A 26104-nucleotide genomic window follows, 5' to 3' on the forward strand; every position below is an offset into this window, starting at 1 on the left:
TCGGGCTGCGCATACGGTGGAGCCCTCGGTCGCTCGTTACGCGATCAAGAACACGGAGAGGAGACGCGCATGACCGTGAAGCTCAACGAGAAGGCCCTGCGCCACGCTCAGTCGCTGGTGCGCGAGAGGCACGTGGTGCACGACCGGCGCGACGACTGGAGTGAGCACGCCCCCAGCGCGTCGGACGGCAACGACTACATCGATGCGCACGGGATGGACGCGTATGCGCTCTGGTTCCTGGGCGAGGACACGGGGGAGAGCGAGGGTACGAAGGGACGACACCTCTTCCCCTATGGCGACTTCACGGATCTGCATCGTTGTGCGGTGATCTCCGGGGAGAGCAGGGCCGGGCAGTACCACCACAAGAGCGTCGAGGACGCTCTCAAGCACCTCCTCGCTCTCATCGACGAGGACGAGCAGGAGAAGCGCTGACGGGCGCACAGGGAGGCGAACATGCAGCAGCTCATCGATCAGGCGGACCGGGGCACGACGACCTTCCCCAGGGAGCCGTGGGCGTTCGCGGCCCGCGGACCGCTGAGCCGCGCCCTGATGGAGGCGCTCACGGGATCCGGATCCGATGGCGTGGACGATGTCGTCGATGGTGCCGGACAGGCTGTCGCGGAAGCCGGCGATGTCCTCCGCGACGACGATGTTCAGCTCTCCTTGTTCCTGCTGTATGCGTCCGCGTATGGATCCATCCCGGCGTGTGATCCGCGCCTCGAATGGGATGTGAGGCTCCTGGCTGCGCGGCGCGTCCTGGAGGACGCATTCGAGGCCGCGCTCCGCGATCTCGTGGTCGTCGACGCCCTTCCGGAGCGCTCTCCGGTGGCGGTCGCGTCGGCGCTGTTCGCGTTGACCTCCTCCGACTCCGGACCGAGTCTGTCGCGCCACGTGGCGAAGAAGGCCACCCGGGAGCAGGCGCTGGAGTTCCTGATCCAGCGTTCGATCTACACGCTGCATGAGGCGGATCCGCATTCGTGGGCGATCCCGCGGTTGAACGGTCGAGCCAAGGCAGCGCTCGTGGAGATCCAGGCCGACGAGTACGGAGGAGGTCGGCCTGAGCGGATGCACGCCGAGATCTTCGCGAAGGCGATGCGCGGCGCCGGCCTCGACGACCGCTACGGAGGCTATGTGGACGCCGTGCCGGCGATCACCCTCTGCTCCCTGAACATGATGTCGATGTTCGGCCTCAACCGACGCCTGCTGGGCGCGATCGTCGGCCATCTCGCGGCGTTCGAGATGACGTCGTCGATTCCCAATCGGTTCTACGGCGACGGGCTGCGTCGACTCGGGTTCGGTGATGACGTGACCGACTACTTCGACGAGCATGTCGAGGCCGACGCCGTGCACGAACAGATCGCCGGGCGCGATCTGGCCGGTGCCCTCGCGGAGGATCAGCCCGAAACGCTCCCCGAGATCATGTTCGGTGCGCGCGCATGCCTGACCGTCGACGGCCTTGTCGGCGCTCATATCCTGGAGGCCTGGGAGCAGGGGCGGTCGTCCTTGCGCACTACGGCGGCAGGCGTATGAGGCCCCCACGGGTCACGATCAGCCCGTACCAGGACGGGCCGCTGATCGTGCGCGGCGATGTGGAACTCGTCGCCGCCGATGGCACGCCGATCGCGGCACACCGGCGCACCGTGGCGCTGTGCCGTTGCGGGTTGTCCGCGATCAAGCCCTTCTGCGACGGGACGCACAAGCCGGCGGGGTTCAGGGCCGAGTGAATGGCGACCACTTTCGGAATCGAAGAGGAGTTCCTGCTCCTCGATGCACGGACGCTCGCCCCAGTCGACGACGCGATGCAGGCGATCGCAGAGCTCGACGGCAGGCATGACGGCACCGTGGCCGCGGAGTTCCTGCGGTCCCAGGTCGAGTACGCGACTCCGGTGTGCACCACGATGCCCGAGGCCATCGATGCGCTGCTCGGCTTTCGTCGTCTGCTCGGCCGCTGGGCCGCCGACGCCGGTGTCGTCGCCGCGGGAACAGGAACGCCGCCGGCAGGGCAGACACTCGCTGTGATCAGCGAGGGCGAGCGGTACGCGGAGATCTCCGCCGAGGTCACCTCCTTGACGGACGACCATCAGATCGGTGGGCTGCACGTGCACGTCGGCGTCGACCGCGACCTTCGCGTCCGGGCGTCCAACGCCTTGCGCGGCTGGCTTCCCGTCCTGCTCGCGCTGTCCGCCAACTCGCCCTTCTGGAACGGGCGCGACACCGGCTACGACAGCTGGCGGGCGATCCACTCGCGACGGTGGACGACCTACGGGATTCCGCCGGCCTTCCGCGATGACGACGACTACGTCCGCACCGTCGCGGCTCTGGTCGGAATCGGCGCCACCACGGACGCGCGCGCTCTGAACTGGAACGTGCGCCTGTCCACCGTGTACCCGACCGTCGAAGTGAGAGTGTGCGATGCTCAGCTCGACGCCGCATCGTCCGTCGCCCTGGCCGTCATCATCCGAGCGCTCGTCGACGCCGCAGATGACGAAGGCATGTCGCGTACCGACCACGCTCCCTGGGACGCGGCGCTCTGGCACGCCGCACGGCACGGGGTCCGCGGCACACTGGTCGACCCACGGACCGGACGTCCGGCCCCGGCTTCAGACGTGCTCCGGGCGCTCCTCGACCGCGTCGCCCCGCACCTGAACGGCAGCGAGACCCGCGCCGTGACGGCGATGCTCGATCGCCGACGCAGCGGTGCAGCGCGGCAACGCGCGGCCCGCGACCACGGGACGGCCGCGCTCGCGGAGCTGTATCGGAAACGACTCGATCAGAGACCGTAGGTCCACCATCGCTCGGCGGCCCCTGGCCATCGGGCAGCTCAGGGACGGAGCCGATGCTCTCGTCTCCCGCGGTGGATCGGCAGCATCCAGATCATGAGGCCTGCCGCCAGGCCGCATCCTGCCGTGATGATGGCGGCGGTGACCCCGACAGCTGCGTCGAAGATGAACACCGCGACCCCGATGGCGAGGATCGTCACGAGGACGAGCAGCACCACGAGCACGCGTGACCCCATGGTCACGAGCCGCTCGCTGGGTCGCTTGTCCATGCGTCTGCGGTGCTGAACGACCGGCAGGAGACCGAGCAGGGTCGTGCTGCACGCCAGCACCACGAGAACCAGGTAGATCACGTGCGCATGCGCGGGAAGCTTGGCGAACGTGGGTTGGAAGGCGACGGACAGCAGGAAACCCGAGATGATCTGCGTGCCGGTCTGCGTGACCCGCAGCTCTTGAAGGATCCGCTCCCACCGCCCCGCGAGGTCGCGTCGCACATCGCCTGCGGTTGACAGTCCGGACTTGCCGCTCATGTCGTCACCTCCCGGCTCCGGTCAGCCCGGGCGGGGAGCAGGGTTCCTGGGATCGGTGGTTCGTCACGCAGACATTCTCGCCACGTGCCCGGTCGGAAGCGAGCGTCTTGACTCGCCGAGTTCGCCCGTGGCAGCCCTTGCCCGGAACCCCCGTCGGGCACATGCCCCTTCACGACCCGGGACGGTTCATGCCAGCGTGAAGGTCGGAGGCCGGTCAGAGGAGAGCACCAGTGGTCGATCGCAGGCACCGAATCGCCGGAGAGGACTCCGGCCGACATCCGTCGGAGCGCGAAGGCGGCGACACGCGCGCCGACACGGACAAGCCGGAACGCAAGCACAATCCCGTCGTGCGGTTTCTGCGCATCGCCGGCATCTACGGCATCTGGTTCACGATCGCCGGCGGTTGACCGCCCCCGGTGTGATCATCCACGACGCCGGAAAGTCCACGACCTTCAGTCCGGAAGTCAACACCCTGTCCGGAGCCGGTGCCTTTTCATACAGTCGATGACACACGAAAGGAGAACCACCATGAGTGATCCCCAGAACGGCGGTCCGCAGAACACGCAGGGCACGCCCGGCCCGAACGAGGAAGCCGACACCGCATCCGGCGGAGCCCCGGAACGGCCCGATCAAGATCTCCTGGATGAGGAGACCACTGACGAGAACGGCAAGCCGGTCGAGAACCCGTCCGGCGGCTGAGTGCCCTTCGACTAGGCTTTGGCCTATGACAATCCGGCGCCTCGTCGACATCTCCTCGACATCCACCTCGGTGACATATACCGTGCGGATCGGCGTGCTCGCGCTGCAGGGTGATGTGCGCGAGCACGCCGCGATCCTCACCGCGCTCGGGGCGGAGGCGGTTCCCGTCCGCCGCCCCGAGCAGCTGGACGGGCTCGACGGCCTGGTGATCCCGGGCGGCGAGTCGAGTGTGATCGACAAGCTGTCCCGGATCTTCGGGGTGCGGGATCCACTGCGTGCGCTCATCGCCGACGGCCTGCCGGTCTACGGCACGTGCGCCGGGCTGATCCTCCTCGCCGACGAGATCGAGGGGGCGATCGACGGGCAGCTCACCTTCGGCGGGCTCGACGTCACCGTCGCGCGCAACGCGTTCGGCGGCCAGGTCGAGTCCTTCGAGACGACCCTGGACGTCGACGGCATCGACGAGCCGGTGGACGCCACCTTCATCCGGGCCCCCCTCATCACGCGGGTGGGGCCGGGCGCCTCGGCGATCGCCGCCCTGCCCGACGGGGGTGTGGTGGCGGTGCAGCAGGGGAACCTGCTCGGCACGAGCTTCCACCCCGAGATGAACGGCGAGACGCGTCTGCATGCGCGGTTCCTGGAGCTGGTCGAGGCGCGCCGCGCCGTCGCGGCGGCCTGATCCCGGCGGTATCGCGCCGACCGTCGGTGCCCGGAGCGCGGATCTTCTAGAATGGACGATGCCCTGGCGGGATGAACCACAGGGCGGATACGAGCGGGAGACATATGTCCGGGCATTCCAAGTGGGCCACGACCAAGCACAAGAAGGCCGTCATCGACGCGCGCCGTGCCAAGTCCTGGGCCAAGCTCATCAAGAACATCGAGGTCGCCGCCAAGCTCGGCGGACCCGACCAGGCCGGCAACCCGACGCTGTTCGACGCCGTGCTCAAGGCGAAGAAGACCTCCGTCCCGAAGGACAACATCGACCGCGCCATCAAGCGCGGCGCCGGCATCGGCGGCGAGTCGGTCGAGTACTCCTCGATCATGTACGAGGGCTACGGCGCCCACGGCGTCGCGCTCATGATCGAGTGTCTGACCGACAACAAGAACCGCGCGGCGGCCGAGGTCCGCACCGCGCTGGGCCGCAACGGCGGAACCCTCGCCGACCCGGGAAGCGTGGCCTACAACTTCACCCGCAAGGGCGTGATCGTCGTCGAGGGCGAGAACACCACCGAGGACGACGTCATGATGGCGGCGCTCGAGGCCGGCGCCGAGGAGATCGAGCCGCACGCCCAGGGCTTTGAGATCATCACCGACGCCTCCGACCTGGTCGCGGTGCGCACCGCCCTCCAGGAGGCGGGCATCGAGTACGAGTCCGCCGACGTCGAGTTCGTCCCCAACCTCAAGGTGGAGATCGACGCCGAGGCGGCGCGCAAGATCTTCCGTCTCATCGACGCGCTCGAGGACAGCGACGACGTGCAGAACGTCTACGCGAACTTCGACCTCACGCCCGAGGTGCAGGCCGAGCTCGAGAACGACGAGTAAGCCGCGAGACCCTTCGATGGCCGCGCCGGAGATCGTCCCGTACGATCCGGCGTGGCCCTCGGTCGCTTCGCGCTGGATCCGGTGGATCCGGGAGGCGCTCGCGCAGGCCGGAATCCCCGTCGCGGGGTTCCAGCACATCGGCTCCACCGCAGTGCCGGGCCTCGCCGCCAAGTCGTACCTGGACCTCCAGCTCCTCGTCCCGGTGATCCCCGATGAAGCCGCGGTCAGCGCGGCGCTCGGGTCGCTCCTGATCGAGAGGGCGCGCGGATCCCGGCCCGACTCCCCAGGGGTCGATGTCGACACGCCTCGACCCGGATCCGACGCCCGTCATCATGAGAAGCTGCTCTACTTCCGGGAACTGGATCCGACGGGACCGGCGCAGGGGCTGATCCTGCACGTGCGGCGCGCCGACTCGCCGTTCGCCGACTTCGTCGTCGCCTTCCGCGACTGGCTGCGCGCGGATCCCGCGGCCCGATCCGAGTACGAACGACTGAAGCGAAGGCTCGCGGAGGACAACGCCGCCGCTGCCGACCACGACGACTACACGAGGGCGAAGAGCGTGTTCATGGACCGCGCGCAGGCGGCGATGGGCTGGCCGCGCGCCTCGGCGGCGAGTGGCGGATCCGCGCCTAGCCTGGAGGGATGAGCGGAGTACGACGGGTGCTGGGCATCGACCCCGGCCTCACGCGCTGCGGCGTCGGCGTGGTCGACGTCGATCCGATGCGCCGCGGCACGCTCGTGCACGTGGGCGTGATCCGCACCCCGGTGGACGCGCCGATCGGAGAGCGGCTCGCCGCGGTCGCCGCGGGGATCCGCGCGGTGATCGCCGAGCATGCACCGGATGCGGTGGCCGTGGAACGGGTCTTCGCCCAGCAGAACACGCACACCGTCATGGGCACGGCCCAGGCCAGCGGCGTCGCGCTGCTCGTCGCCGCCGAACACGGTCTCCCCGCCGCCACCCACACGCCGAGCGAGGTGAAGGCGGCCGTGACCGGATACGGCTCCGCCGACAAGAAGCAGGTGCAGGCGATGATCGCGCGCATCCTGCGGCTCGATGCGCCGCCGCAGCCCGCCGATGCGGCGGATGCCCTCGCGATCGCTCTGTGCCACGCGTGGCGCGGGCCCGGTCTGATCGGCGCGGCGGGCGAGGGTGGCGCGCAGACGCCGGCCCAGAAGGCCTGGGCCGATGCGGAGCGTGTCGCTCGAACATACCTACGAGCACGTGCGTAGACTGCTCACATGATCTCCTCCCTGCGTGGCACCGTGCTGTCCGCGACCACGGACTCCGTCATCATCGAGGTCGGGGGAGTCGGCTTCTCGGTCGCGGTTCCGGGCGATGTCGCACACACCGCCCGAGTGGGGCACGAACTGCGCCTGCACACCTCGCTGATCGTGCGCGAGGATGCACTTTCCCTCTACGGCTTCGCGGACTCCGCAGAGCTCGAGGTCTTCGGCCACCTGCTCTCCGTCACGGGGGTGGGGCCGAAGTCCGCCCTCGGGGTGCTCTCGCATCTCTCGGTCGACCAGATCGCGACCGCCGTCGCCGCGGACGACGATGCGCCCTTCCGCCGGGTCTCCGGGATCGGCCCGAAGACCGCGAAGCTCATCGTGGTGCAGCTCACCGGCAAGCTGCAGGCCCCCGTCGCGGCACCCGCGACGGCCTCGATCCCCGACGAGATCGGCACGCAGCTGATCGCGGCCCTCATCGGCCTCGGCTGGTCCGAGCGCGTCGCCGCCGAAGCCGCCGAACGGAGCACGACCGAGGCGAGCGAGACCGAACGCGGATCCGTGGCGCTGCTCCTGCGGCGCACGCTCGCGTCGCTCGGCCCCGCGCAGGGCGGGGCCGGCCGTGGTTGAGTTCCAGGATTCCGGCCAGGCCGTCGACGAGGCCGAGCTCGCCATCGAGGGCGCGCTGCGCCCGTCGAGCCTGGACGAGTTCGTCGGGCAGCACAAGGTCCGCGGGCAGATGAAGCTCCTGCTCGAGGCCGCGCGGATCCAGGATCGGCCGGCCGATCACATCCTGCTCTCCGGCCCTCCGGGGCTGGGCAAGACCACGCTCGCGATGATCGTGGCGCACGAGAGCGGCCGCCCGCTGCGGATGTCCAGCGGCCCGGCGATCCAGCACGCGGGCGACCTCGCGGCGCTGCTCAGCAGCCTGACGCCGGGCGAGGTGCTGTTCATCGACGAGATCCATCGCATGGCGCGCTCCGCCGAGGAGATGCTGTACCTCGCGATGGAGGACTTCCGCATCGACATCATGGTGGGCAAGGGGGCCGGGGCGACGAGCATCCCGCTCGAGCTCGCGCCGTTCACGCTCGTCGGGGCGACGACACGATCGGGCCTGCTGCCCAATCCGCTGCGCGACCGGTTCGGCTTCACCGCGCACCTCGAGTACTACGAGCCGGATGAGCTCGAGCGCGTCGTGGAGCGCTCGGCGATCGTCCTGGGAGTGGGCGTGCCGGCGGTGGCCCGCGCCGAGATCGCCCGGCGCTCCCGCGGCACTCCGCGCATCGCCAACCGGCTTCTGCGCCGCGTCCGCGACTACGCCCTCGTGCACGGCGAGGGAGCGTCCGCGTCCGTCGACGACGTGCGCGCCGCGCTCGAGCTCTACGACGTCGACCGCATCGGACTCGACCGACTCGACCGCGCCGTCCTGGACGCCATCGTGCGCCGATTCCGCGGAGGGCCGGTGGGGCTCAGCACCCTCGCCGTCTCGGTCGGGGAGGAGGCCGACACTATCGAGAGCGTGGTCGAGCCGTACCTCGTGCGGATCGGCTTCCTCGGTCGCACGCCCCGGGGTCGCATCGCGATGCCCGAGGCCTATGCGCATCTCGGAGCGGCGCACCCCGAGGGGGCCGCGTTGTTCGATGACCTATAATCGCTGAAGACTTCCACCGTCCCCATTTCTGTGCGCCATCGATGGCGCATGCCCGAAAGGTGCACCGCTCGCATGAATATCGCGACCTTCTTCTCGCAGTACGGCCTGTTCTTCGTTCTGGCCATCCTGCTCGTCTTCATGGTGTTCTCCACGCGCCGCCGCAACAAGCGGATGAAGGAGGAGCAGGAGAAGAAGGCCCAGGAGACGGTGCCCGGCGCCCGGGTGCTGCTCCAGGGCGGCCTGTACGGCACGATCGTCGAGTTCGACCCGGAGAACCTGGACCGCCCGGCGAAGGTCGAGATCGCACCCGGAGTGGTCATCGAGGTGCACTCGCAGGCGATCCTGCGCATCGTCGACGAGGAGCAGCCCGCCCCGGTCGAGGAGAGCGCGCACACGCCGCTCGACGAGCAGACGCCGCTGGACGAGCACACTCCGCTGGACGAGCGTGCCGGGGACATCCGCATCGAGTCGGCCGAGGAGACCCGCGCGCGCCTGGAGCGCGAAGCCGACGACAAGAACTGACGCGCGCCCCGCCCGGCGCACGACCGTCCCTCCGGACAGACCGTCCCCCTCAGAAAGCGAAGAACCTTCGTGGCATCGTCTTCTCCCGTCAAGCACGCCTGGCGGGTCCTGCTCGGCCTGCTCATCGCCATCGGCGTCCTGTTCGGACTGAACGCCCTCGGCGTGTACGGCTTCGGCAAGAGCTCGTGGACGCCTCAGCTGGCCCTGGACCTGCAGGGCGGCACGCAGATCATCCTCAGCGCCCAGACCGCCGACGGCAAGGATCCGAACGCCGACCAGCTCACGCAGGCCGCGCAGATCATCCGTCAGCGCGTCGACGCCTCGGGAGTCGGCGAGTCCGACATCACGACCGAGGGCGGGCGCAACATCGTCGTCCAGATCGCCGGCAAGGCGGACGAGGCGACGCGCAACCGGATCCAGGCGAGCGCCAAGATGGAGCTGCGCGCGGTGCTGGCGGCGACCAGTCCGTCCACCTCCTTCGTGGGCGATGACGGCAAGTCGACGCCGTACCCGACTCCGGCCCCGGGCCTCGCCTCCACGCCGTCGCCGTCGCCCACTGACGGCAGTGACATGTCGTGGGTGACGCCGAAACTGCAGGCCGAGTTCCTCGCCTTCGACTGCAAGACGAAGCGCGACGCCGCGAAGCAGCCGACGGATCAGCCGCTCATCGCCTGCGACAGCAGCGGGCAGGCCAAGTACCTGCTCGGGCCTGTGGAGCTCGACGGCACGTCGATCAAGGATGCGACGGCCGGCCTGAACCAGCAGAACGGTCAGTGGGAGGTCAACCTGACCTTCGACGGCAAGGGCACCGACGCCTTCGGCAAGGTCAGCCAGCGCCTCTACGCCTTCACGCAGCAGAACCAGACGCCGCGCAACCAGTTCGCCTTCGTGCTCGACGGGTCGGTCATCTCCGCACCGACCATGAACGGCGTCATCCTCGACGGACGCCCGTCGATCAGCGGCTCCTTCACCCAGGAGACCGCGAAGAGCCTGGCCGACCAGCTCAAGTTCGGTGCACTGCCGCTCAGCTTCACCGTGCAGAGCTCCGACACCATCTCCGCGACCCTCGGCTCCCAGCAGCTGCAGATCGGCCTCATCGCCGGACTCATCGGCCTCGGGCTCGTCGCGATCTACTCGCTGCTCAGCTATCGCGCTCTCGGCTTCGTCATCATCGCCTCGATCGCCGTGATGGCGGTCATCACCTACGTGCTCATCTGCATCCTGGGCTGGCGCATGGGCTTCCGGCTGTCGCTGGCCGGTGTGGCCGGTCTGATCGTGTCGATCGGATTCACGGCGGACTCGTTCATCGTCTACTTCGAGCGAATAAGGGATGAGCTGCGCGACGGGAAGTCCATCACCGGTGCGGTGGAGGACGGCTGGAGCCGCGCCAAGCGCACGATCTACATCTCCAAGTCGATCAACATCCTCGCGGCCGTGGTGCTGTACATCCTCGCCGACGCGACGGTCAAGGGCTTCGCCTTCACGCTCGGTCTCACGACCCTCATCGACGTGCTGATCTTCGTGGTCTTCACGCACCCGGTCATGCAGCTCCTGGCCCGTACCCGGTTCTTCGGCAACGGTCACCCGCTCTCCGGGATGGATCCGGAGGCGCTGGGAGCGGTCTACCGTGGACGCACCGAGTACCGTGCGGTGGCCACGGCCTCCCAGGGCAAGGCAGCCCGTGCCGGCCGCTCGCGCGGTGAGGCGGAGCGCCGCCAGACGATCGCCGAAAGAAAGCGCGCGGAGGCCCAGGCCACCGCGGACCAGGGCGCGAGCCGGAACGGGGAGAACGACTGATGCGCTCCATGAACGAGCTCGGCAACGATCTCTACTCCGGCAAGACCTCCTTCCCGTTCGTCGGGAGACGGCGGCTCTGGTTCATCATCGCGATCCTGCTCGTCGTGGGCTCGGCGCTCGTGCCGCTGTTCCGCCCGGTGCAGTTCTCGATCGAGTTCACCGGCGGATCCCAGTTCACCGTCGAGGCTCCGGCGAACCGCAACCAGGACATCGCGACGACGGCGGTGCGCTCGGTGCTGCCGAACGTCACCACGAAGGTGACCACGGTCAACAACCGCGACATCCGCGTGCAGACGGCTCAGCTCAAGAGCGAGCAGCAGAGCCACGACGTCGCGGCCGCCCTCGCGAAGGCCTACGGGGTCTCCGTGGACAAGGTGAACACCTCGTTCATCGGCCCGAGCTGGGGCGAGGGGGTGACCCGTCAGTCGCTGTGGGGCCTCGCGATCTTCCTCGCGCTGACGTTCCTGATCCTGGCGATCTACTTCCGCACCTGGAAGATGTCGGCGGCGTCCATCCTCGGCCTGCTTGACGTGCTCGTCATCACGGTCGGCGTGTACGCCCTGGCCGGGTTCGAGATCTCGCCGGCGGCGGTGATCGGCTTCCTGACGATCCTCGCCTACTCGCTCTACGACACCACGGTCGTGTTCGACAAGATCCGCGAGAACACGAGCGAGGAGGGCACGAAGTCGTCGCGCACGTTCGGCGAAGCCGTGAACCTCGCCGTGAACCAGACGCTGGTCCGCTCGATCAACACCGCGGTCATCGCGGCGCTCCCGGTCGGTGCGATCCTCTTCATCGGCGCGTTCTGGCTGGGTGCGCAGACTCTGACGGACATCTCGCTGTCGATCTTCGTGGGCATCATCGTGGCCGCGTACTCGACGCTGTTCGTCGCGGCTCCGCTGTACTCCCTGTTCCGCGAGAACGAGCCGGCCATCCGCGAGCACGACAAGCGCGTGCTCGCGGCCCGCGAGCGCGCGACGGTCAGCGCGGTCGAGGTCTGATGCCCCGCAGGGTCGGCGACGGGCAGTCGTCGCCCCTGCCCGGGATCCCGCGCTCCTGGGCGCTTGTAGGATGATCTGCCTGGAGGTCGGATGAGCGAGGTCGGGACGACGCCGGGGGCACCGGCACAGGGATCGAGTCTGCGCAGGCTCGTGCCCCGCATCTTCTCGCGCGCGCCCCGGATCAACGACCTCGACAACCTCATCCGCACGGTGCGGCAGAACCACCCGCGCGGAGATCTCGCGATCATCGAGCGCGCCTACGCCGTGGCGGCCGAGAAGCACCAGGGGCAGAAGCGTCAGAGCGGTGAGCCGTACATCACGCATCCGCTCGCGGTCGCGCAGATCCTCGCCGATCTCGGCCTCGGCCCGCGGGCGATCGCCGCCGCCCTGTTGCACGACACCGTCGAGGACACCGGCTACGCCCTGACCGACCTCACCGCGACGTTCGGCGACGAGGTCGCGATGCTGGTCGACGGCGTCACCAAGCTCGACAAGGTCAAGTACGGGGACAGCGCGCAGGCCGAAACCGTCCGCAAGATGATCGTCGCGATGTCGAAGGACATCCGGGTCCTGATCATCAAGCTCGCCGATCGCCTGCACAACGCGCGCACGTGGGGCTTCGTGCCGCCCGAGAAGGCGGCGAAGAAGGCCACCGAGACCCTCGAGATCTATGCTCCGCTCGCGCATCGCCTCGGCATCCAGGCGATCAAGTCGGAGCTCGAGGATCTCTCCTTCGCCGTGCTGCATCCGAAGATCTACGCCGAGATCGACAGCCTCATCAAGCAGCGCACCCCCCAGCGGGAGAAGTACATCCGCGAGGTCGTCGACGCGGTCGAGAGCGATCTGCGCGACCTGCGGGTCCGCGGCAAGGTCGCCGGGCGGCCGAAGCAGCTCTACTCCGTCTACCAGAAGATGGTCGTCCGCGGACGCGAGTTCGACGACATCTACGACCTCATCGGCATCCGCGTGCTCGTCGGCACGGTGCGGGACTGCTACGCGGTGCTCGGTGCGATCCACGCCCGCTGGACTCCGCTGCCCGGCCGGTTCAAGGACTACATCGCGACTCCGAAGTTCAACCTCTACCAGTCGCTGCACACCACGGTGATCGGCCCTGGCGGACGCACGGTGGAGATCCAGATCCGCACGCACGAGATGCACCAGCAGGCGGAGTTCGGCGTCGCCGCGCACTGGATGTACAAGGAGCGGATGAACGGCGGCGGCAAGGGCTCCACGGCCGACGCCGACATGACCTGGCTCGCGCACATCTCGGACTGGCAGGCGGAGACGGCGGATCCGAGCGAGTTCCTCGACTCGCTGCGCTTCGAGATCGGCGCGAAGGAGGTCTACGTCTTCACGCCGAAGGGACGCGTGATCGGACTGCCCTCGGGCGCCACGCCGGTCGACTTCGCCTACGCCGTGCACACGGAGATCGGCCATCGCACGATGGGCGCCAAGGTCAACGGGCGCCTCGTGCCCCTGGAGACCGCGCTCAACAGCGGCGACGTGGTCGAGGTGTTCACGTCGAAGAACCCCGACGCGGGCCCCAGCCAGGACTGGCTGACGTTCGTGAAGAGCACCCGCGCGCGGAACAAGATCCGCGGGTGGTTCACGAAGGAGCGCCGCGAGGAGGCGATCGAGCAGGGCAAGGAGGCCATCGCCCGTGCGATGCGCCGCCAGAACCTGCCCCTGCAGCGTCTGATGAGCCAGGAGTCGTTCACCGAGGTCGCGCACCAGCTGCGCTACGAGGACGTCTCGGCGCTCTACGCCGCGGTCGGCGAAGGGCACGTCTCCACCCAGTCGGTGCTGGAGAAGGTCACCGCACTGATCTCCACGACCGAGGACACCTCGACCGGGGCGATCGACATTCCCGCCCAGGGACGCAGCCGGATCCCGCGCGAAGGCGATTCCGGCGTGCTGGTGCGCGGCGCCGCCGACATCCTCGTCAAGCTCGCGAAGTGCTGCACCCCGGTCCCCGGCGACGACATCGTCGGATTCGTGACCCGGGGGAGCGGCGTCTCGGTGCACCGCTCGGACTGCGTGAACGTGAAGGCGCTGTCGGTGGAGAAGGACCGGATGGTCGACGTGGAGTGGGCGCCGACCACCCGCAGCGTGTTCCTCGTGCAGATCCAGGTCGAAGCGCTCGACCGGTCGGGCCTGCTGTCCGATGTCACGCGGGTGCTCAGCGAGCATCACGTCAACATCCTCTCCGCCACGGTGCAGACCACCAACGACCGGCTCGCGCTGAGTCGCTTCGTGTTCGAGATGGGGGACACGGTGCACCTCGACCGGGTCCTCAACGCGGTGCGCCGGATCGACGCCGTCTACGACGTGTACCGGGTCACCTCGTCCTGACTCCGGCCCTCAGACCGCGCGTGCCGTGGCGTCATGCGTCGACGCCGTGCGCGGCGAGGAACCGGGCGACGCGCTGGTGTCCGGGACCCTGATCGGTCGCGGCCAGACGGCGTGCCGTGCGCTGCAGGACCGACGGCTCGGCCTCGGCGAGCAGCCGTGCCCACGCCCGTCGTCCCGGCTGCGTCGCCGGCCAGCGCAGCAGGTCGATGAGGGTGCGCTCCGGCGTCGTCACGGCGACACCGCCGAGGTCCTGCAGGTCGACAGGCTCCAGCACCGGATCGTGCACGATGAGCCTGCGGTTCGCCGGGGCGCGGAGGCGGCGACCCGTGGCGCTCTGCACCTCGTGCACCTCGGGCGGCGCATTCCCGGCGCCGTGGATCCAGGCCGCACTCATCCCGGCGAAGGCGGCTCCGCGGATCGTCTCGATCAGGGGAGCGAGGGAGGCGGCCCGCAGGGCCGGGGTCTCCACGAGATCGGCAGGGGCGTACACCTCGCCGAGCTCCACGACGTCACCGTCGAGGCGTGCGGCGGACAGCTCCGTCAGGGAGAGCCGCCGGCCGGGGCGGTGCAGGAGAGCGCCGAGCATGCCTCCAGTGTGCGCCAGACGACACAGGGCGGGGATCCGAGGATCCCCGCCCTGTGGACAATGCGGACTCGTGCCGGTCGCGGTCAGCCGTCGAGCGCGCTGAGCCAGGCGCGACGCGCCTCGAGCGCCTCGGTCGCCTCCTTGAGCGCCCGCGCGTTCCCCGACTTCTCGGCCGCGTCGCGCTCGGCCTCGAGCTTGGCGATGGCCTGCAGGAGCTGCTCGCTCATCGCGCCGGCACGCGCCTTCGTCTCGGGGTTGTTGCGCTTCCAGTCGACGTCCTCGCGCGACTTGAGCTCCTGCTCGATCACGCGGAGGCGGTCGTCCAGAGCACGTTCCTTCTCCCGGGGGAAGATCCGCCCGACCTCGTCCCAGTCGCGCTGGATCCGGGTGAGCAGGGCGCGTGCCTTCGCGAGGTTCGCCTCGTCGCGCACGGCCTTGGCCTCCTCGAGCAGCGCGGTCCGCGCCTCGATACGGGGCGCGGACTCCGCCTCGGTCGCGGCCGCCTGCTCGGCGCGCGCGGAGTACAGCGCGTCCCCGGCGGCCTTGAAACGGGCCCAGAGCGCGTCGTCCGCCTTGCGGCCGGCACGCCCGGCCGCCTTCCACTCGTCGAGCAGGCCGCGATAGGCGGGGATGCCGTCGACGCCCTTCGGGGCGAGGGCCTCGGCACGCTCCACCAGGCGCGACTTGCGGTCGCGTGCGGCCTTGTGGGTCTCGTCGAGCTCGGCGTAGAAGGCGCGGCGCTGGCGGTCGACGGTCGCGCGCGCGTCGCGGAACCGCTTCCAGAGCTGGTTCGCGGTGCCCTTCGGCAGCCGCGGGCCGTTCTGCTGGTGGCTCTGCCACGCGTCGAAGAGCGCGCCCATCTCCTCCGTGACCTTCTTCCACTGCACGGAGGACAGGTCCTGCGCAGCGATGGCCTCGGAGCGCTCCACGAGCGCGGTGCGCTCGGCGATCGCGGCGTCGACGGCGGCCTTCGCCTCCTGCGCCTCGGCGGCCGAGGCGTCGGCGAGGGAGCCGGTGAGCGCGTCGAGGCGCGCGCGGAGCGCGGCGAGATCGCCGACCGCCGCGGCATCCGTCACCTCGACGACGAGGTGCTGGGCCTGCTTGGCGAGATCGCCGGCGCCGGAGCCGCCGGCCTGGACGCGCTGCTCGAGCGTGTTCACCTTGAACGCCAGATCCTCGAACTTGCGCACGAAATAGGCCAGCGCCTCGGCGGGAGTGCCGTCGGGGTACTGCCCGACCTCGCGCCAGGCGTCGTCCTCGCGGACCGAGACGGTGCCGTCCTCGGTGACCCGGCCCCACTCCGCGGCGTCGGCCGCCCCGCGCGGCACGGCCACGGCGGGAGCCGCGGGAGCCGCGGGACGGATCGACGATGCGGGCGGCCGCGGCATGGCCGGAGGCCGGGGCAGCGCCGTCGGGCGAGGCGCGGGGGCCGCAGCGGCGGGGGTCTCGACGGCATCGGTCGCAGGAGCCTCGGCGGCATCGGCTGCGGGACCCGCGGCGGGGGCTTCTGCGCCGTCGGCTGCGGAGTCGCCGGCGGGCGCTTCGGGGCTGTCGCCCTCGGGCGTCTCGGCGGCATCGGCCGCTGCGGTCTCGGCCGGGCCTTCGGCCGGCGCCTCGCCTGCGGCAGCCGAGCTTTCGACGGCATTCGGCTCGGCCTGCTCGACGGCGGCGGGGTCTTCGGGGATGTGCTCTTCGGTGGACACGGTGAACTCCTTGCGCGGCGGACCGCGGGAGGCGGAAAGGACAGCCTCAGCCTAGTACGCCGGAGGTCTCCGCGAGAGGGAGCGCGATCAGCCGGCGGGGGTCTCCGTGGGCGCCGGCGTGACACTCGGCACGGGCGAGACACTCGGCGCGGGCGTGGACGTCGGGGCGGCCGACGGGGACGGCTTCGGCGCGGGGGCGGTCGCCTCGGCGTGCACCACCTGGCTCACGACCGCGCCGACGACCACGAGAGCGCCGATGACGACGGCGATCGTGTTGTCGCGCACGCGGCGGCGCACGCTGCCCTCATGCAGGTCCTGCCGCGCCGCATGGAGGCGGGCACGCTCCTGCTGTACGCGCGCCTGCTGCGCACGGGCGTTCGTCGAGCGGCGAGCGGCCATGGATCCTCCCGGGATGTCGAGGACCGAGCCTATCGCGCGCGGCTCTGCCGAGCCGTGCGCTGCGGGTCCTGATCGGCGGAGGCCGGCCAAGACGCGGAGTGTCCCACGGCGCGGATAGCCTGGAGCGCATGACTCCTGCAGCCCCGCTGATGAGCGGCCAGACGCCGCTCGCCGTGCGGATGCGCCCGATCTCCCTCGACGAGGTGGCGGGTCAGCAGCATCTGCTGCGTCCCGGATCGCCCATCGTGACGCTCGCAGACCCCTCGGCGAAGACCGCGTCCAGCGTGTCGATGATCCTCTGGGGGCCGCCCGGGACCGGCAAGACCACGCTCGCCCAGGCGATCGCCCGGTCCTCCGGCCGGCGCTTCGTCGAGCTCTCCGCGATCACCGCCGGGGTGAAGGACGTACGAGAGGTGATGCAGGAGGCCCTGAACCAGCGTGACCTGTACGGACAGTCGACGATCCTCTTCCTGGACGAGATCCACCGCTTCACCAAGGCTCAGCAGGACGCGCTGCTGCCCGGCGTGGAGAACGGCTGGGTGATCCTCATCGCGGCGACCACGGAGAACCCGTCGTTCTCGGTGATCTCGCCGCTGCTGTCCCGCTCGCTCCTGCTCACCCTGCAGCCGCTCACCGACGACGACATCGGAGTCCTGATCGACCGGGCCGTCGCGGATCCGCGTGGGCTGAACGGCGGGGTCTCGGTCGACGACACCGCGCGCGCCGCCCTCGTGCGTCTCGCCTCGGGCGACGCACGCCGGGCGCTCACGGGCCTGGAGGCGGCGGCCGCGGTCGCCGCCTCGCCGGATCGCCTCACCGAGGACGAGACGCCCGTCGTGACCGACGACGACGTCGCGCAGGCCGTGGACCGTGCGCTGCTGCGCTACGACCGGCAAGGTGACGAGCACTACGACGTGATCAGCGCCTTCATCAAGTCGATCCGCGGGTCCGACGTCGATGCCGCGGTGCATTACCTCGCACGCATGATCGAGGCGGGGGAGGACCCGCGGTTCATCGCACGGCGCCTCGTGATCTCGGCGGCGGAGGACATCGGCATCGCCGATCCGCAGGCGCTCGTGATCGCCACGGCCGCGGCCGACGCCGTCGCCTTCATCGGCATGCCCGAGGGGCGCATCCCGCTCGCCGAGGCGACCGTCTATCTCGCGACCACGGCCAAGTCCAACGCCGCGTATCTGGCGATCGACGCGGCCATCGCCGACGTCCGCGCCGGCGGGTTCGGGCGGGTGCCCCTGCACCTCCGCGACGCCCACTATCCCGGAGCCAAGCGCCTCGGCCACGGCAAGGGCTACCGGTATCCGCATGACAACGACGCCGGCATCGTGCCGCAGCAATACCTTCCCGACGAGCTGCGCGGGCGCCGCTACTATCAGCCCAAGGCGCTCGGCGCGGAACGCGAGGTGCAGGCGCGGCTGGAGCGGATCCGCCGCATCCTGGGGGAGGAGTAGGCCGCATGGCGCGTGTCGTTGCGCGGATCCCGCCGGACCGCGACCTCTCGATCGATTTCGTCCGGGCGATCTGCCTTCCCGTCGTCGTGCTCCTGCACGCGCTGCAGATGGGCATCGCCGGCGACCCGCTGCGGGCGTTCAACGCCCTGGCGGAATGGAAGCCGCTGACGGCGATCACCTGGGTCGGGATGATCATGCCGACCTTCTTCATCGCGGGCGGCTTCGCGGGGATCACGACCTGGCGGCGCGTGCACGGCGCGGGTGGCACGGCGGCCGAGTACATCCGCGGCAGGATGCTGCGCCTCGCCCGCCCGGTGCTGCTCGCGATGCTCGGCGTCCTGGCGGCGATCGGGATCCTCGCGATGTGCGGGGCGGATCCGGGATTCCTCCGGACGTTCGCCTTCCGGCTCGCGGAGCCGCTGTGGTTCATCGCGGTGTACGCGATCTGCACCTCGTTCGTGCCGCTCATGGCGGTCCTGCACCGTCGGGCCGCCTGGGCGACGTACTTCGGCCTGGCCGCGGCCGCCGTGGCCGTCGATCTCGTCGATCGCTATCTGCACGTGCCGATCGGAGCGCTGAACTGGCTCTTCGTCTGGCTGTTCGTGCAGCAGCTCGGTTTCGGCGTGCGGGACCAGTGGTACTCCCGGCGCCCGCGTTGGCTGCTCCTCCTCCTCGCGGTGACGGCGTACGCCCTCATGGCCGTCGCCGTCTTCGGTATGGACTACGACCCCGACATGATCGCGAACCTGAACCCGCCGACCGTGCTGCTGCTCCTGCTCGGCCTGGCCCAGGTGTACCTGTTCACGCTGCTGCAGCCCGCGATCCGCGCCGCCATGCGGAACCGCGGCGTGCTGCTGACGATCGGCGCCCTCGGCACCTTCGGGATGGTGATCTACCTCTGGCACACCGTGGCGATGGCGGTGGTCGTCGGCGTGCAGCTCGCCCTCGGTCTGCCGTTCCCTCCCGTGCTCACCCCGACCTGGTGGGTCACCCGGATCCCCTGGGTGCTGGCGATCGTCGCCGTGATCGCGGTGCTGTGCCTGATCGTGCCGCGTATCGAGGTCCTGTGGCCGCAGGAGCGCGGCCGCCGCATGCCGCTGACCGCGGCTCTGGCCTGCACCGCGGCGCTGGTCGTGAGCGTCGGTTGGGTGCTGACGCAGGGGTACCTGACTCCCGGGACGGGCGTCGCCGTCGGGCTGCTGGCCGCGGCGATCGCCTGGCTGACGCTGGGCGGCCCCGGCCCCGGCCCCGGCCCGGGATCGGCGCCGGCCCCCGGCGCGCCCGCGGCGGCGGGCGAGGGCGCTCCTCGCGCGCAGCCCGCGGCGAACGGCCGACGAGACCTGATCTGATAGCATGGATCGGCTCGAAACCGTGTTTTCGGGCATCTCTCCACTCCTGCACCACCCTCTCGTCCGCCCCGGCGTGCGCTCGTGAGGGGCGGAATCGAGACGATACGTCCGCGAGCCGTGACCGACACGGCCGCGTATCGAAAGGAACACTTCGTGGTTACGAAGTCCCAGGACCGCCGCAAGGTCCGTCTTTCCCGTGCACTCGGCATCCCGCTGACCCCGAAGGCTGCCAAGTACCTCGAGAAGCGTCCCTACGCTCCCGGTGAGCACGGCCGCACCAAGCGCAAGCAGGACAGCGACTACGCGGTCCGTCTGCGCGAGAAGCAGCGTCTTCGCGAGCAGTACGGCATCCGCGAGAAGCAGCTGGTCATCCAGTTCAACGAGGCCCGCCGCAAGGACGGCCTGACCGGTGAGAACCTCGTCGAGCAGCTCGAGATGCGTCTGGACGCGCTCGTCGTGCGCGCCGGTTTCGCGCGTACCACCGCGCAGGCGCGTCAGCTCGTCGTGCACCGTCACATCCTCGTCGACGGCCAGCTCGTCGACCGCCCGTCCTTCCGCGTGAAGCCGGGTCAGCTCATCCACGTCAAGCCCAAGAGCGAGGGCCTCGAGCCCTTCCAGGTGGCGGCTGCCGGCGGTCACGCCGACGTGCTGCCCCCGGTTCCGGGCTACCTCGAGGTCGAGCTCGACAAGCTGGAGGCCCGTCTGGTCCGTCGCCCGAAGCGCGCCGAGGTCCCCGTGACCTGCGACGTGCAGCTGGTCGTCGAGTACTACGCCGCGCGCTGAGTCCAGCGACACCGCTGTCGGAGTTCAGCGAACTCTGCACACACGCCGAGGAGGCGTCGGGGGAGTCCCCGGCGCCTCCTCGTCGTTTGCGCATACGATGGAGACCGTTGTGACAAGCGGCCCGACCCGGAGGTGGTGACATGAAGAGCCTGCTGTGGTTCCTCATCGGCGTGATCGGCGGCTTCGTCGCCGCGCACTTCCTGAACAAGGACCCCCGCGGACACGACGTGCTGGCGGCGGTCGACGACAGGATCAACGAGTTCACGGGGATCCTCGCCGACGCGTTCCACGCGCAGGAGGCGCGCCTCACCCAGGACAGCACCGCGGACTGACGCGGATCCCTCCCTCTCCCGAAACCGCGCTCCGGCGCGCCCTGACAGCAAGGACCCCTCGACGAGCATGAAGACCGCGGAGATCGCGCAGCGCTACCTGAGCTACTTCGAGAAGAACGACCACCTCATCGTGCCCTCGGCCTCTCTCGTCAGCGACGACCCCTCGCTCCTGTTCACGGTGGCGGGGATGGTCCCGATGATCCCGTACCTCACCGGAGTGGTCCCGGCGCCGCACCCCCGCATCGCCGATCTGCAGAAGTGCATCCGCACCAACGACATCGAAGAGGTCGGCCGCACCGCCCGCCACGGCACCTTCTTCCAGATGCTCGGGAACTGGTCGTTCGGGGACTACTTCAAGGAAGGCGCGATCCGCTACGCCTGGGAGCTGCTGACCAGCTCCGAGAGCGACGGCGGGCTCGGCTTCGACGAGAAGGACCTCTGGGTCACGGTCTTCGAGACCGATGACGAGGCGGAGGCCATCTGGCGCGACATCATCGGCCTCAAGCCGGAGCGCATCCAGCGGCTGGGCCGCGCGGACAACTACTGGAACACCGGCCAGCCGGGCCCCGGCGGGCCGGACAGCGAGATCTTCTTCGACCGCGGCCCGGCCTACGGCAAGGACGGGGGTCCTGCGGCCGACGACACCCGGTTCCTGGAGATCTGGAACCTCGTGTTCATGCAGGACTTCATCGAGAACATCCAGGGCAAGACCGAGTTCGACATCGTGGGCGAGCTCCCGATGAAGAACATCGACACCGGCATGGGGCTCGAGCGCGTCGCCTTCCTCAAGCAGGGCGTCGAGAACATGTACGAGACGGACCAGGTCCGCCCGGTCCTCGACCGCGCCGTCGAGCTGTCCGGACGCACCTATGGTGCCGAGCACGCCGACGACGTGCGCTTCCGCGTCGTGGCCGACCACGTGCGCTCCTCGCTGATGCTGCTCTCCGACGGCGTGCGCCCCTCCAACGAGGGCCGCGGGTACATCCTGCGCCGTCTCATGCGCCGCACGGTGCGCTCGATGCGCCTGCTGGGCGTGGACGAGCCGGTCTTCGGCGAGCTGTTCCTCACGTCGAAGGACGCCATGAAGTCGGCCTACCCGATCCTCGAGCAGGACTGGGCTCAGCTGTCGGCAGCCGCGACCGCGGAGGAGGAGACCTTCCGTCGCACGCTCGACGCGGGATCCACGATCCTCGACCTGGCTCTGGCCGACACCAAGAAGGCCGGGGCGACGACGCTCGACGGCTCCGAGGCGTTCCTGCTGCACGACACCTACGGCTTCCCGATCGACCTGACGCTGGAGATCGCCGAGGAAGCGGGACTGAACGTCGACCGCGCCGCCTTCGACACGCTCATGCAGGAGCAGCGCGCCAGGGCGAAGGCGGACGCCCGCAGCCGCAAGCGCCAGATCGCCGACGTCTCCGTGTACGGCGACCTGCGCGCCAAGGGCGAGACCGCCTTCCTCGGCTACGACGAGCTGGAGACCGCGACGACCGTGCTCGGGATCCTCGTCGACGGCGCATCGGTCACGAGCGCCGTCGAGGGCCAGGTGGCCGAGATCGTCCTGGCCGAGACCACGCTGTACGCCGAGTCCGGCGGGCAGGTCGCGGACAAGGGCACCATCACCGGCCCCGGGTACGCGCTCGAGGTGCTGGACGTGCAGCGTCCGGTGCCGGGGCTGATCAGCCACACCGTCGAGGTCACCAGCGGTGTGGTGTCGGTCGACGCCCCCGCGACCACCACGGTCGACGCGGCCAACCGCCGTGCCGCGCGTCAGGCGCACTCGGCCACGCACCTCGTGCACGCGGCGCTGCGCGACACCCTGGGCAAGACCGCCACGCAGGCCGGATCCCTGAACAGAGCGGGCTATCTGCGTTTCGACTTCTCCTGGGGCCAGGCGCTGTCGGGGGAGACGAAGTCCGAGATCGAGGAGATCGCGAACCGGGCCGTGCAGGACGGCCTCGAGGTCACAACGCGGATCATGTCGCTCGACGACGCGAAGGCGGCGGGCGCCATGGCGCTCTTCGGCGAGAAGTACGGATCCACCGTGCGCATGGTCGACATCGGCGGGCCGTGGTCGCGGGAGCTCTGCGCCGGCACGCACGTCTCCTCGAGCGCCGAGATCGGTCTCATCAACCTCGTGGGCGAGTCGTCGGTCGGTGCGTCCAACCGCCGTGTCGAAGCGCTGGTCGGTCAGGACGCCTTCCGCGAGTTCGCGGCCGAGCGCGCCCTCGTCTCGCAGCTCAGCACGGCGTTGAAGACTCCGCGGGAGCAGCTCACCGAGCGCGTCGCCGACCTCGCGACACAGCTCAAGGCGGCCGAGAAGCGCATCTCCCAGTTCGAAGCGGCCGAGCGCGCCGGCCGGGTGCCCGCGATCGCGCAGACCGCGACGTCTCTCGGCGCCCTGCAGTTCGTCGCGCACGACCTCGGCTCCGTGGCCGGGGCGGACGATGTGCGCGAGATCGCGCTCGGCGTCCGCGACACCTTCGGGTCGACGGCGGCGGTCGTAGCGATCTCGGGCGTCGCCAACGGCCGCCCGATGGTGGTCATCGCGACCAACGACGCCGCGCGTTCCGCCGGCGCCAAGGCCGGCGTCCTCGCCAAGCTCGCCGCCGGCGTGCTCGGCGGCGGCGGAGGCGGCCGCGACGACGTCGCCCAGGGGGGCGGGTCGGATGCGAGCGCGCTCCCCGACGCCTTCGCGGCGATCGAGCAGGAGCTGCGGCGCGCGTGACCGGTTTCCGACGGGGTGTGCGGCTCGGGATCGACGTCGGACGGGCCAGGATCGGGGTCGCCCGGAGCGATCCCGACGGCCTGCTGGCGGTGCCGGTGGAGACCGTGCCCCGCGACGACGCGTCCGTGACCCGGATCGCCCGGCTCGCCGCGGAGTACGAGCCGCTCGAGCTCGTCGTCGGGCTGCCGATCAACCTCCGCGGCGAGGACACGGCGTCCACCGCGGACGCGCGCGCCTTCGCCGCCGCCCTCGCGCAGGCGAGCGGGTGCGCCGTGCGGCTGATCGACGAGCGGCTGAGCACGGTCACTGCGCACCAGGCCCTGCGCGCCTCCGGACGGAGCCAGCGCGCGTCCCGCGGCGTGGTCGATCAGGCCGCCGCCGTCGTGCTGCTCCAGCACGCCATCGACACGGAGAAGGGCACGGGCGCGCCCGCCGGCGTCGCCCTGATTCTCGACGAGGAGAACCGCTGACATGTCCGACCGATCCGAATCGGCCGCCACGCCCGAGCACGAGCCCGCCCTGCACGACCTCTTCGGGGCTCTGCCCGATCCCCAGGTGCAGACGCCGGCTCCGGCCGACCCGCCAGCCGTCCCGGGATCCCGGCGCGCCGCGCGCGAGGCGGCCAGCACCGGCGCCTGGGCACCGGAGCGCTCTGAGGCGCCGGCTGCGCCGAACGCGACGCCCGAGCACCACGAGACGCACGCGACGCTGGAAGCCCTCTTCCGTCACGAGGCGGAGCCGCCCGCGGTGCCGAAGCACAAGCGGCGACGCGGATGCCTGGTCGCCCTCATCATCGTCTTCGTCCTCGTCGGCGGCGCAGCCGCCGGCGGCCTGTGGGTATGGAACACCTACGGGGCCAAGATCAGCGAGACGATGGGCTGGGGCCCGTCCAAGGACTACGAGGCGGGGCAGGCGACGGGGAACGCGCTCGTCACCATCAACAAGGGCGACAGCGGGCAGCAGGTCTCCGAGGCGCTCTACAAGGCGGGCGTGACCAAGACCTCCGACGTGTTCTACACCATGCTGGTGAAGGACGACGTCGCCAACACGTTCTACCCGGGCGTCTACAAGCTGCAGCTGAAGATGACCGCGGCCGCCGCTCTCAAGGCGCTCAACGACCCGCAGAACAAGATGCAGAACTCCGCGGTGATCCCGGAGGGCTACACGGTGGCCGAGACGATCGAGCGCATCTCCAAGAGCGTGGACGTACCGCTCGCGGATCTCCAGGCCGCGGTGCAGACACCCGCGGACTACGGCGTGAACGCCCCCTCGCTCGAGGGCTGGCTGTTCCCCGCCCTGTACGAGTTCGCACCGGGTGCGACCGCGAAGGACGTCGTCTCGACGATGGTCAAGCGCACGAGGGACTCCCTCGCCGCGGCTTCCGTCCCCTCCGCCGATGAGCAGCGCGTGCTCACCATCGCCTCGATCATCCAACGCGAGGCGCGCGCCGAGGCCGACTTCTACAAGGTGTCCCGGGTGATCCAGAACCGCCTCGATCAGGGCATGAAGCTGCAGATGGACTCCACGGCGCAGTACGGCTACGGCGAGCTGCACAGCGGCTCGGCGAGCACCTCCGATGCCGCGCAGAACGACGACAATCCGTGGAACACGTACGTCATCGACGGCCTCCCGAAGACGCCCATCGCGAATCCGGGCGACAAGGCGATCGATGCGGCGATGCATCCCGCCGACGGCCCCTGGCTGTACTTCGTCACCGTGAACCTCGACACCGGCGAGACCGTGTTCTCGACGACCTACGCCGAGCACGAGGCGGCCGTGAAGCAATGGCAGGACTGGTGCAAGGCGAACCCGGATTCCGGCTGCTGACATGAGCAGCGGTCCGTCGCGGCTGGCCGTGTGGGGCGATCCGATCGATCACAGCCGATCGCCCGACCTGCACGGCGCCGCCTATCGCGTGCTGGGCCTGAACTGGGACTACGGGAGGCGTCGGGTCGACGCCGCCGGGTTCGATGCGGCACTGGACGGGCTGGACGGCACGTGGCGGGGTCTCTCCCTGACGATGCCGCTCAAGGAGCGCGCCTTCGCGCGCGCCGACGAGCGCGACGATGATGCCCTCCTCACCGGGGCGGTCAACACCCTGCTGCTCGGCGAGCGCGTCCGCGGGTTCAACACCGACGTCCGCGGGCTGACCGAGGCCCTGCGCGCCGGCGGGCTCGGCGGCAGCCGCACGGCGCGCGTGCTCGGGGGCGGCGCGACGGCACGCTCGGCCCTGGTCTCCCTGCTGCGGCTCGGAGTCGTCGAGGTCGAGGTGCGCACCCGACGCGCCGAGCAGGCCCAGGAGCTGGCGGCGTTCGGCGAGCGGATCGGGCTGCGCGCCGCAGTGCGCGCCCTGGACGGTCCCGCCACCGCGGTCGATCTCACGGTGTCGACGCTTCCCGGCGACGTGACGCTTCCCGCGGCGGCCGCGGCCGCGCTGGCGGCGGACGGAGGAGCGCTGTTCTCCGCCGCGTACGCCCCGTGGCCGACGGCCCTCGCGCAGGCCTGGACTGCCGCGCCGGTGCTGACCGGGCTGGAGATGCTCCTGCACCAGGCGGTCGCGCAGATCAGGATCTTCCTGCACGGCACCCCGGACGAGGCGCTTCCCGACGAGCCCGCGGTGCTCGAGGCGATGCGGGCGGCTCTGCGCTGAAGTCATCCGG

28 protein-coding genes are annotated in these 26104 nt (G+C 70.2%); 24 read left to right on the plus strand and 4 right to left on the minus strand.

Features of this window, described 5'->3' with window-relative positions; translation table 11 throughout:
* Positions 1-69: 69 nt before the first annotated feature.
* The 4 genes from WFJ17_RS07870 to WFJ17_RS07885 are packed head-to-tail and all read left to right on the plus strand — an operon-like array spanning position 70 to position 2783.
* On the plus strand, positions 70-432 hold the full coding sequence (locus tag WFJ17_RS07870) for a hypothetical protein (RefSeq protein ID WP_251439649.1): 363 nt from the start codon (positions 70-72) through the stop codon (positions 430-432).
* A 21-nt stretch (positions 433-453) separates the two neighbouring features.
* Complete coding sequence (locus WFJ17_RS07875; protein WP_442927973.1) at positions 454-1530, plus strand: iron-containing redox enzyme family protein; 1077 nt, start codon at positions 454-456, stop codon at positions 1528-1530.
* Positions 1527-1724 (plus strand): CDGSH iron-sulfur domain-containing protein, encoded by a 198-nt coding sequence (locus tag WFJ17_RS07880; RefSeq protein ID WP_251439651.1) that lies wholly within the window; start codon positions 1527-1529, stop codon positions 1722-1724. The genes WFJ17_RS07875 and WFJ17_RS07880 overlap by 4 nt, the downstream gene beginning before the upstream one ends.
* A complete protein-coding gene (locus WFJ17_RS07885; protein ID WP_336648107.1) occupies positions 1725-2783 on the plus strand; it encodes a carboxylate-amine ligase in 1059 nt (352 codons plus the stop codon).
* A gap of 38 nt (positions 2784-2821) precedes the next feature.
* Here the strand turns inward: WFJ17_RS07885 and WFJ17_RS07890 are convergent, their stop codons facing one another.
* Complete coding sequence (locus tag WFJ17_RS07890; RefSeq protein ID WP_251439655.1) at positions 2822-3307, minus strand: DUF6328 family protein; 486 nt, start codon at positions 3305-3307, stop codon at positions 2822-2824.
* Positions 3308-3537: 230 nt separating this feature from the next.
* Between WFJ17_RS07890 and WFJ17_RS07895 the strand changes: the two genes are divergently transcribed.
* The 12 genes from WFJ17_RS07895 (at position 3538) to WFJ17_RS07950 (ending at position 14098) form a co-directional block, all read left to right on the plus strand.
* Positions 3538-3714, plus strand: coding sequence for a hypothetical protein (locus tag WFJ17_RS07895; protein WP_336648108.1), 177 nt, complete (start codon positions 3538-3540; stop codon positions 3712-3714).
* A 121-nt stretch (positions 3715-3835) separates the two neighbouring features.
* On the plus strand, positions 3836-4006 hold the full coding sequence (locus WFJ17_RS07900) for a hypothetical protein (RefSeq protein ID WP_251439658.1): 171 nt from the start codon (positions 3836-3838) through the stop codon (positions 4004-4006).
* A gap of 25 nt (positions 4007-4031) precedes the next feature.
* On the plus strand, positions 4032-4685 hold the full coding sequence (gene pdxT, locus WFJ17_RS07905; protein WP_336648109.1) for a pyridoxal 5'-phosphate synthase glutaminase subunit PdxT: 654 nt from the start codon (positions 4032-4034) through the stop codon (positions 4683-4685).
* A gap of 104 nt (positions 4686-4789) precedes the next feature.
* Entirely contained in the window at positions 4790-5548 is a 759-nt protein-coding gene (locus WFJ17_RS07910; protein ID WP_336648110.1) for a YebC/PmpR family DNA-binding transcriptional regulator, read from the plus strand.
* Between the two features lie 16 nt (positions 5549-5564).
* A complete protein-coding gene (locus WFJ17_RS07915) occupies positions 5565-6194 on the plus strand; it encodes a GrpB family protein (RefSeq protein WP_336648111.1) in 630 nt (209 codons plus the stop codon).
* The gene (gene ruvC, locus WFJ17_RS07920) at positions 6191-6778 is read left to right on the plus strand and encodes a crossover junction endodeoxyribonuclease RuvC (RefSeq protein ID WP_336628293.1); all 588 of its coding nucleotides are present in this window, start codon (positions 6191-6193) and stop codon (positions 6776-6778) included. The genes WFJ17_RS07915 and ruvC overlap by 4 nt, the downstream gene beginning before the upstream one ends.
* Before the next feature lie 9 nt (positions 6779-6787).
* Positions 6788-7405, plus strand: a complete 618-nt coding sequence (gene ruvA, locus WFJ17_RS07925) for a Holliday junction branch migration protein RuvA (protein WP_292887254.1) — start codon at positions 6788-6790, stop codon at positions 7403-7405.
* The gene (ruvB, locus tag WFJ17_RS07930) at positions 7398-8426 is read left to right on the plus strand and encodes a Holliday junction branch migration DNA helicase RuvB (protein ID WP_336628294.1); all 1029 of its coding nucleotides are present in this window, start codon (positions 7398-7400) and stop codon (positions 8424-8426) included. Before ruvA ends, ruvB begins: the two co-directional genes overlap by 8 nt.
* A 72-nt stretch (positions 8427-8498) precedes the next feature.
* On the plus strand, positions 8499-8948 hold the full coding sequence (locus WFJ17_RS07935) for a preprotein translocase subunit YajC (protein ID WP_251439671.1): 450 nt from the start codon (positions 8499-8501) through the stop codon (positions 8946-8948).
* A gap of 69 nt (positions 8949-9017) precedes the next feature.
* Entirely contained in the window at positions 9018-10745 is a 1728-nt protein-coding gene (gene secD, locus WFJ17_RS07940) for a protein translocase subunit SecD (protein ID WP_251439673.1), read from the plus strand.
* Entirely contained in the window at positions 10745-11746 is a 1002-nt protein-coding gene (gene secF, locus WFJ17_RS07945) for a protein translocase subunit SecF (RefSeq protein ID WP_251439676.1), read from the plus strand. The genes secD and secF overlap by 1 nt, the downstream gene beginning before the upstream one ends.
* A gap of 90 nt (positions 11747-11836) precedes the next feature.
* On the plus strand, positions 11837-14098 hold the full coding sequence (locus tag WFJ17_RS07950) for a RelA/SpoT family protein (RefSeq protein WP_336648112.1): 2262 nt from the start codon (positions 11837-11839) through the stop codon (positions 14096-14098).
* A gap of 31 nt (positions 14099-14129) precedes the next feature.
* Here WFJ17_RS07950 and WFJ17_RS07955 read toward each other — a convergent pair whose 3' ends face one another.
* From WFJ17_RS07955 to WFJ17_RS07965, 3 genes are all read right to left on the minus strand, one after another.
* The gene (locus WFJ17_RS07955) at positions 14130-14684 is read right to left on the minus strand and encodes a type IV toxin-antitoxin system AbiEi family antitoxin (RefSeq protein ID WP_336648113.1); all 555 of its coding nucleotides are present in this window, start codon (positions 14682-14684) and stop codon (positions 14130-14132) included.
* A gap of 83 nt (positions 14685-14767) precedes the next feature.
* A complete protein-coding gene (locus WFJ17_RS07960; protein WP_336648114.1) occupies positions 14768-16387 on the minus strand; it encodes a DUF349 domain-containing protein in 1620 nt (539 codons plus the stop codon).
* 87 nt (positions 16388-16474) lie between these two features.
* Positions 16475-16786 carry a hypothetical protein gene (locus WFJ17_RS07965; protein WP_292887241.1) on the minus strand — a complete coding sequence of 104 codons (312 nt, stop codon included), beginning with the start codon at positions 16784-16786 and terminating at the stop codon, positions 16475-16477.
* Positions 16787-16914: 128 nt separating this feature from the next.
* On the opposite strand from WFJ17_RS07965, the gene WFJ17_RS07970 reads away from it, so the two are divergent.
* The 8 genes from WFJ17_RS07970 to WFJ17_RS08005 all read left to right on the plus strand — a co-directional run bounded on the left by WFJ17_RS07970 (position 16915) and on the right by WFJ17_RS08005 (position 26094).
* Entirely contained in the window at positions 16915-18252 is a 1338-nt protein-coding gene (locus WFJ17_RS07970; RefSeq protein ID WP_295032539.1) for a replication-associated recombination protein A, read from the plus strand.
* A 5-nt stretch (positions 18253-18257) separates the two neighbouring features.
* A complete protein-coding gene (locus WFJ17_RS07975; RefSeq protein ID WP_336648115.1) occupies positions 18258-19601 on the plus strand; it encodes an acyltransferase family protein in 1344 nt (447 codons plus the stop codon).
* A 153-nt stretch (positions 19602-19754) separates the two neighbouring features.
* A complete protein-coding gene (gene rpsD, locus WFJ17_RS07980) occupies positions 19755-20384 on the plus strand; it encodes a 30S ribosomal protein S4 (protein ID WP_251439687.1) in 630 nt (209 codons plus the stop codon).
* A 140-nt stretch (positions 20385-20524) separates the two neighbouring features.
* Positions 20525-20716 carry a hypothetical protein gene (locus tag WFJ17_RS07985; protein WP_091734964.1) on the plus strand — a complete coding sequence of 64 codons (192 nt, stop codon included), beginning with the start codon at positions 20525-20527 and terminating at the stop codon, positions 20714-20716.
* Between the two features lie 67 nt (positions 20717-20783).
* Positions 20784-23444: an alanine--tRNA ligase gene (gene alaS, locus WFJ17_RS07990; RefSeq protein WP_336648116.1), complete on the plus strand. Its 2661-nt coding sequence runs from the start codon at positions 20784-20786 to the stop codon at positions 23442-23444.
* Positions 23441-23914: a Holliday junction resolvase RuvX gene (gene ruvX / locus WFJ17_RS07995; RefSeq protein WP_251439691.1), complete on the plus strand. Its 474-nt coding sequence runs from the start codon at positions 23441-23443 to the stop codon at positions 23912-23914. The genes alaS and ruvX overlap by 4 nt, the downstream gene beginning before the upstream one ends.
* A 1-nt stretch (position 23915) precedes the next feature.
* Positions 23916-25271, plus strand: a complete 1356-nt coding sequence (mltG, locus tag WFJ17_RS08000) for an endolytic transglycosylase MltG (RefSeq protein ID WP_336648117.1) — start codon at positions 23916-23918, stop codon at positions 25269-25271.
* A 1-nt stretch (position 25272) separates the two neighbouring features.
* Positions 25273-26094 (plus strand): shikimate dehydrogenase, encoded by an 822-nt coding sequence (locus WFJ17_RS08005; protein ID WP_251439694.1) that lies wholly within the window; start codon positions 25273-25275, stop codon positions 26092-26094.
* The last annotated feature ends 10 nt before the right edge of the window (positions 26095-26104 follow it).

This window comes from Microbacterium sp. MMO-10 (assembly GCF_037148715.1).
Classification (GTDB): Bacteria; Actinomycetota; Actinomycetes; order Actinomycetales; family Microbacteriaceae; genus Microbacterium.

Coding starts and splice junctions, on each gene's coding strand:
- WFJ17_RS07870 (WP_251439649.1), top strand. CDS start 70: ATGACCGTGAAGCTCAACGAGAAGGCCCTGCGCCACGCTCAGTCGCTG.
- WFJ17_RS07875 (WP_442927973.1), top strand. CDS start 454: ATGCAGCAGCTCATCGATCAGGCGGACCGGGGCACGACGACCTTCCCC.
- WFJ17_RS07880 (WP_251439651.1), top strand. CDS start 1,527: ATGAGGCCCCCACGGGTCACGATCAGCCCGTACCAGGACGGGCCGCTG.
- WFJ17_RS07885 (WP_336648107.1), top strand. CDS start 1,725: ATGGCGACCACTTTCGGAATCGAAGAGGAGTTCCTGCTCCTCGATGCA.
- WFJ17_RS07890 (WP_251439655.1), bottom strand. CDS start 3,307: ATGAGCGGCAAGTCCGGACTGTCAACCGCAGGCGATGTGCGACGCGAC.
- WFJ17_RS07900 (WP_251439658.1), top strand. CDS start 3,836: ATGAGTGATCCCCAGAACGGCGGTCCGCAGAACACGCAGGGCACGCCC.
- pdxT (WP_336648109.1), top strand. CDS start 4,032: ATGACAATCCGGCGCCTCGTCGACATCTCCTCGACATCCACCTCGGTG.
- WFJ17_RS07910 (WP_336648110.1), top strand. CDS start 4,790: ATGTCCGGGCATTCCAAGTGGGCCACGACCAAGCACAAGAAGGCCGTC.
- WFJ17_RS07915 (WP_336648111.1), top strand. CDS start 5,565: ATGGCCGCGCCGGAGATCGTCCCGTACGATCCGGCGTGGCCCTCGGTC.
- ruvC (WP_336628293.1), top strand. CDS start 6,191: ATGAGCGGAGTACGACGGGTGCTGGGCATCGACCCCGGCCTCACGCGC.
- ruvA (WP_292887254.1), top strand. CDS start 6,788: ATGATCTCCTCCCTGCGTGGCACCGTGCTGTCCGCGACCACGGACTCC.
- WFJ17_RS07935 (WP_251439671.1), top strand. CDS start 8,499: ATGAATATCGCGACCTTCTTCTCGCAGTACGGCCTGTTCTTCGTTCTG.
- secF (WP_251439676.1), top strand. CDS start 10,745: ATGCGCTCCATGAACGAGCTCGGCAACGATCTCTACTCCGGCAAGACC.
- WFJ17_RS07950 (WP_336648112.1), top strand. CDS start 11,837: ATGAGCGAGGTCGGGACGACGCCGGGGGCACCGGCACAGGGATCGAGT.
- WFJ17_RS07955 (WP_336648113.1), bottom strand. CDS start 14,684: ATGCTCGGCGCTCTCCTGCACCGCCCCGGCCGGCGGCTCTCCCTGACG.
- WFJ17_RS07965 (WP_292887241.1), bottom strand. CDS start 16,786: ATGGCCGCTCGCCGCTCGACGAACGCCCGTGCGCAGCAGGCGCGCGTA.
- WFJ17_RS07970 (WP_295032539.1), top strand. CDS start 16,915: ATGACTCCTGCAGCCCCGCTGATGAGCGGCCAGACGCCGCTCGCCGTG.
- WFJ17_RS07975 (WP_336648115.1), top strand. CDS start 18,258: ATGGCGCGTGTCGTTGCGCGGATCCCGCCGGACCGCGACCTCTCGATC.
- WFJ17_RS07985 (WP_091734964.1), top strand. CDS start 20,525: ATGAAGAGCCTGCTGTGGTTCCTCATCGGCGTGATCGGCGGCTTCGTC.
- alaS (WP_336648116.1), top strand. CDS start 20,784: ATGAAGACCGCGGAGATCGCGCAGCGCTACCTGAGCTACTTCGAGAAG.
- mltG (WP_336648117.1), top strand. CDS start 23,916: ATGTCCGACCGATCCGAATCGGCCGCCACGCCCGAGCACGAGCCCGCC.
- WFJ17_RS08005 (WP_251439694.1), top strand. CDS start 25,273: ATGAGCAGCGGTCCGTCGCGGCTGGCCGTGTGGGGCGATCCGATCGAT.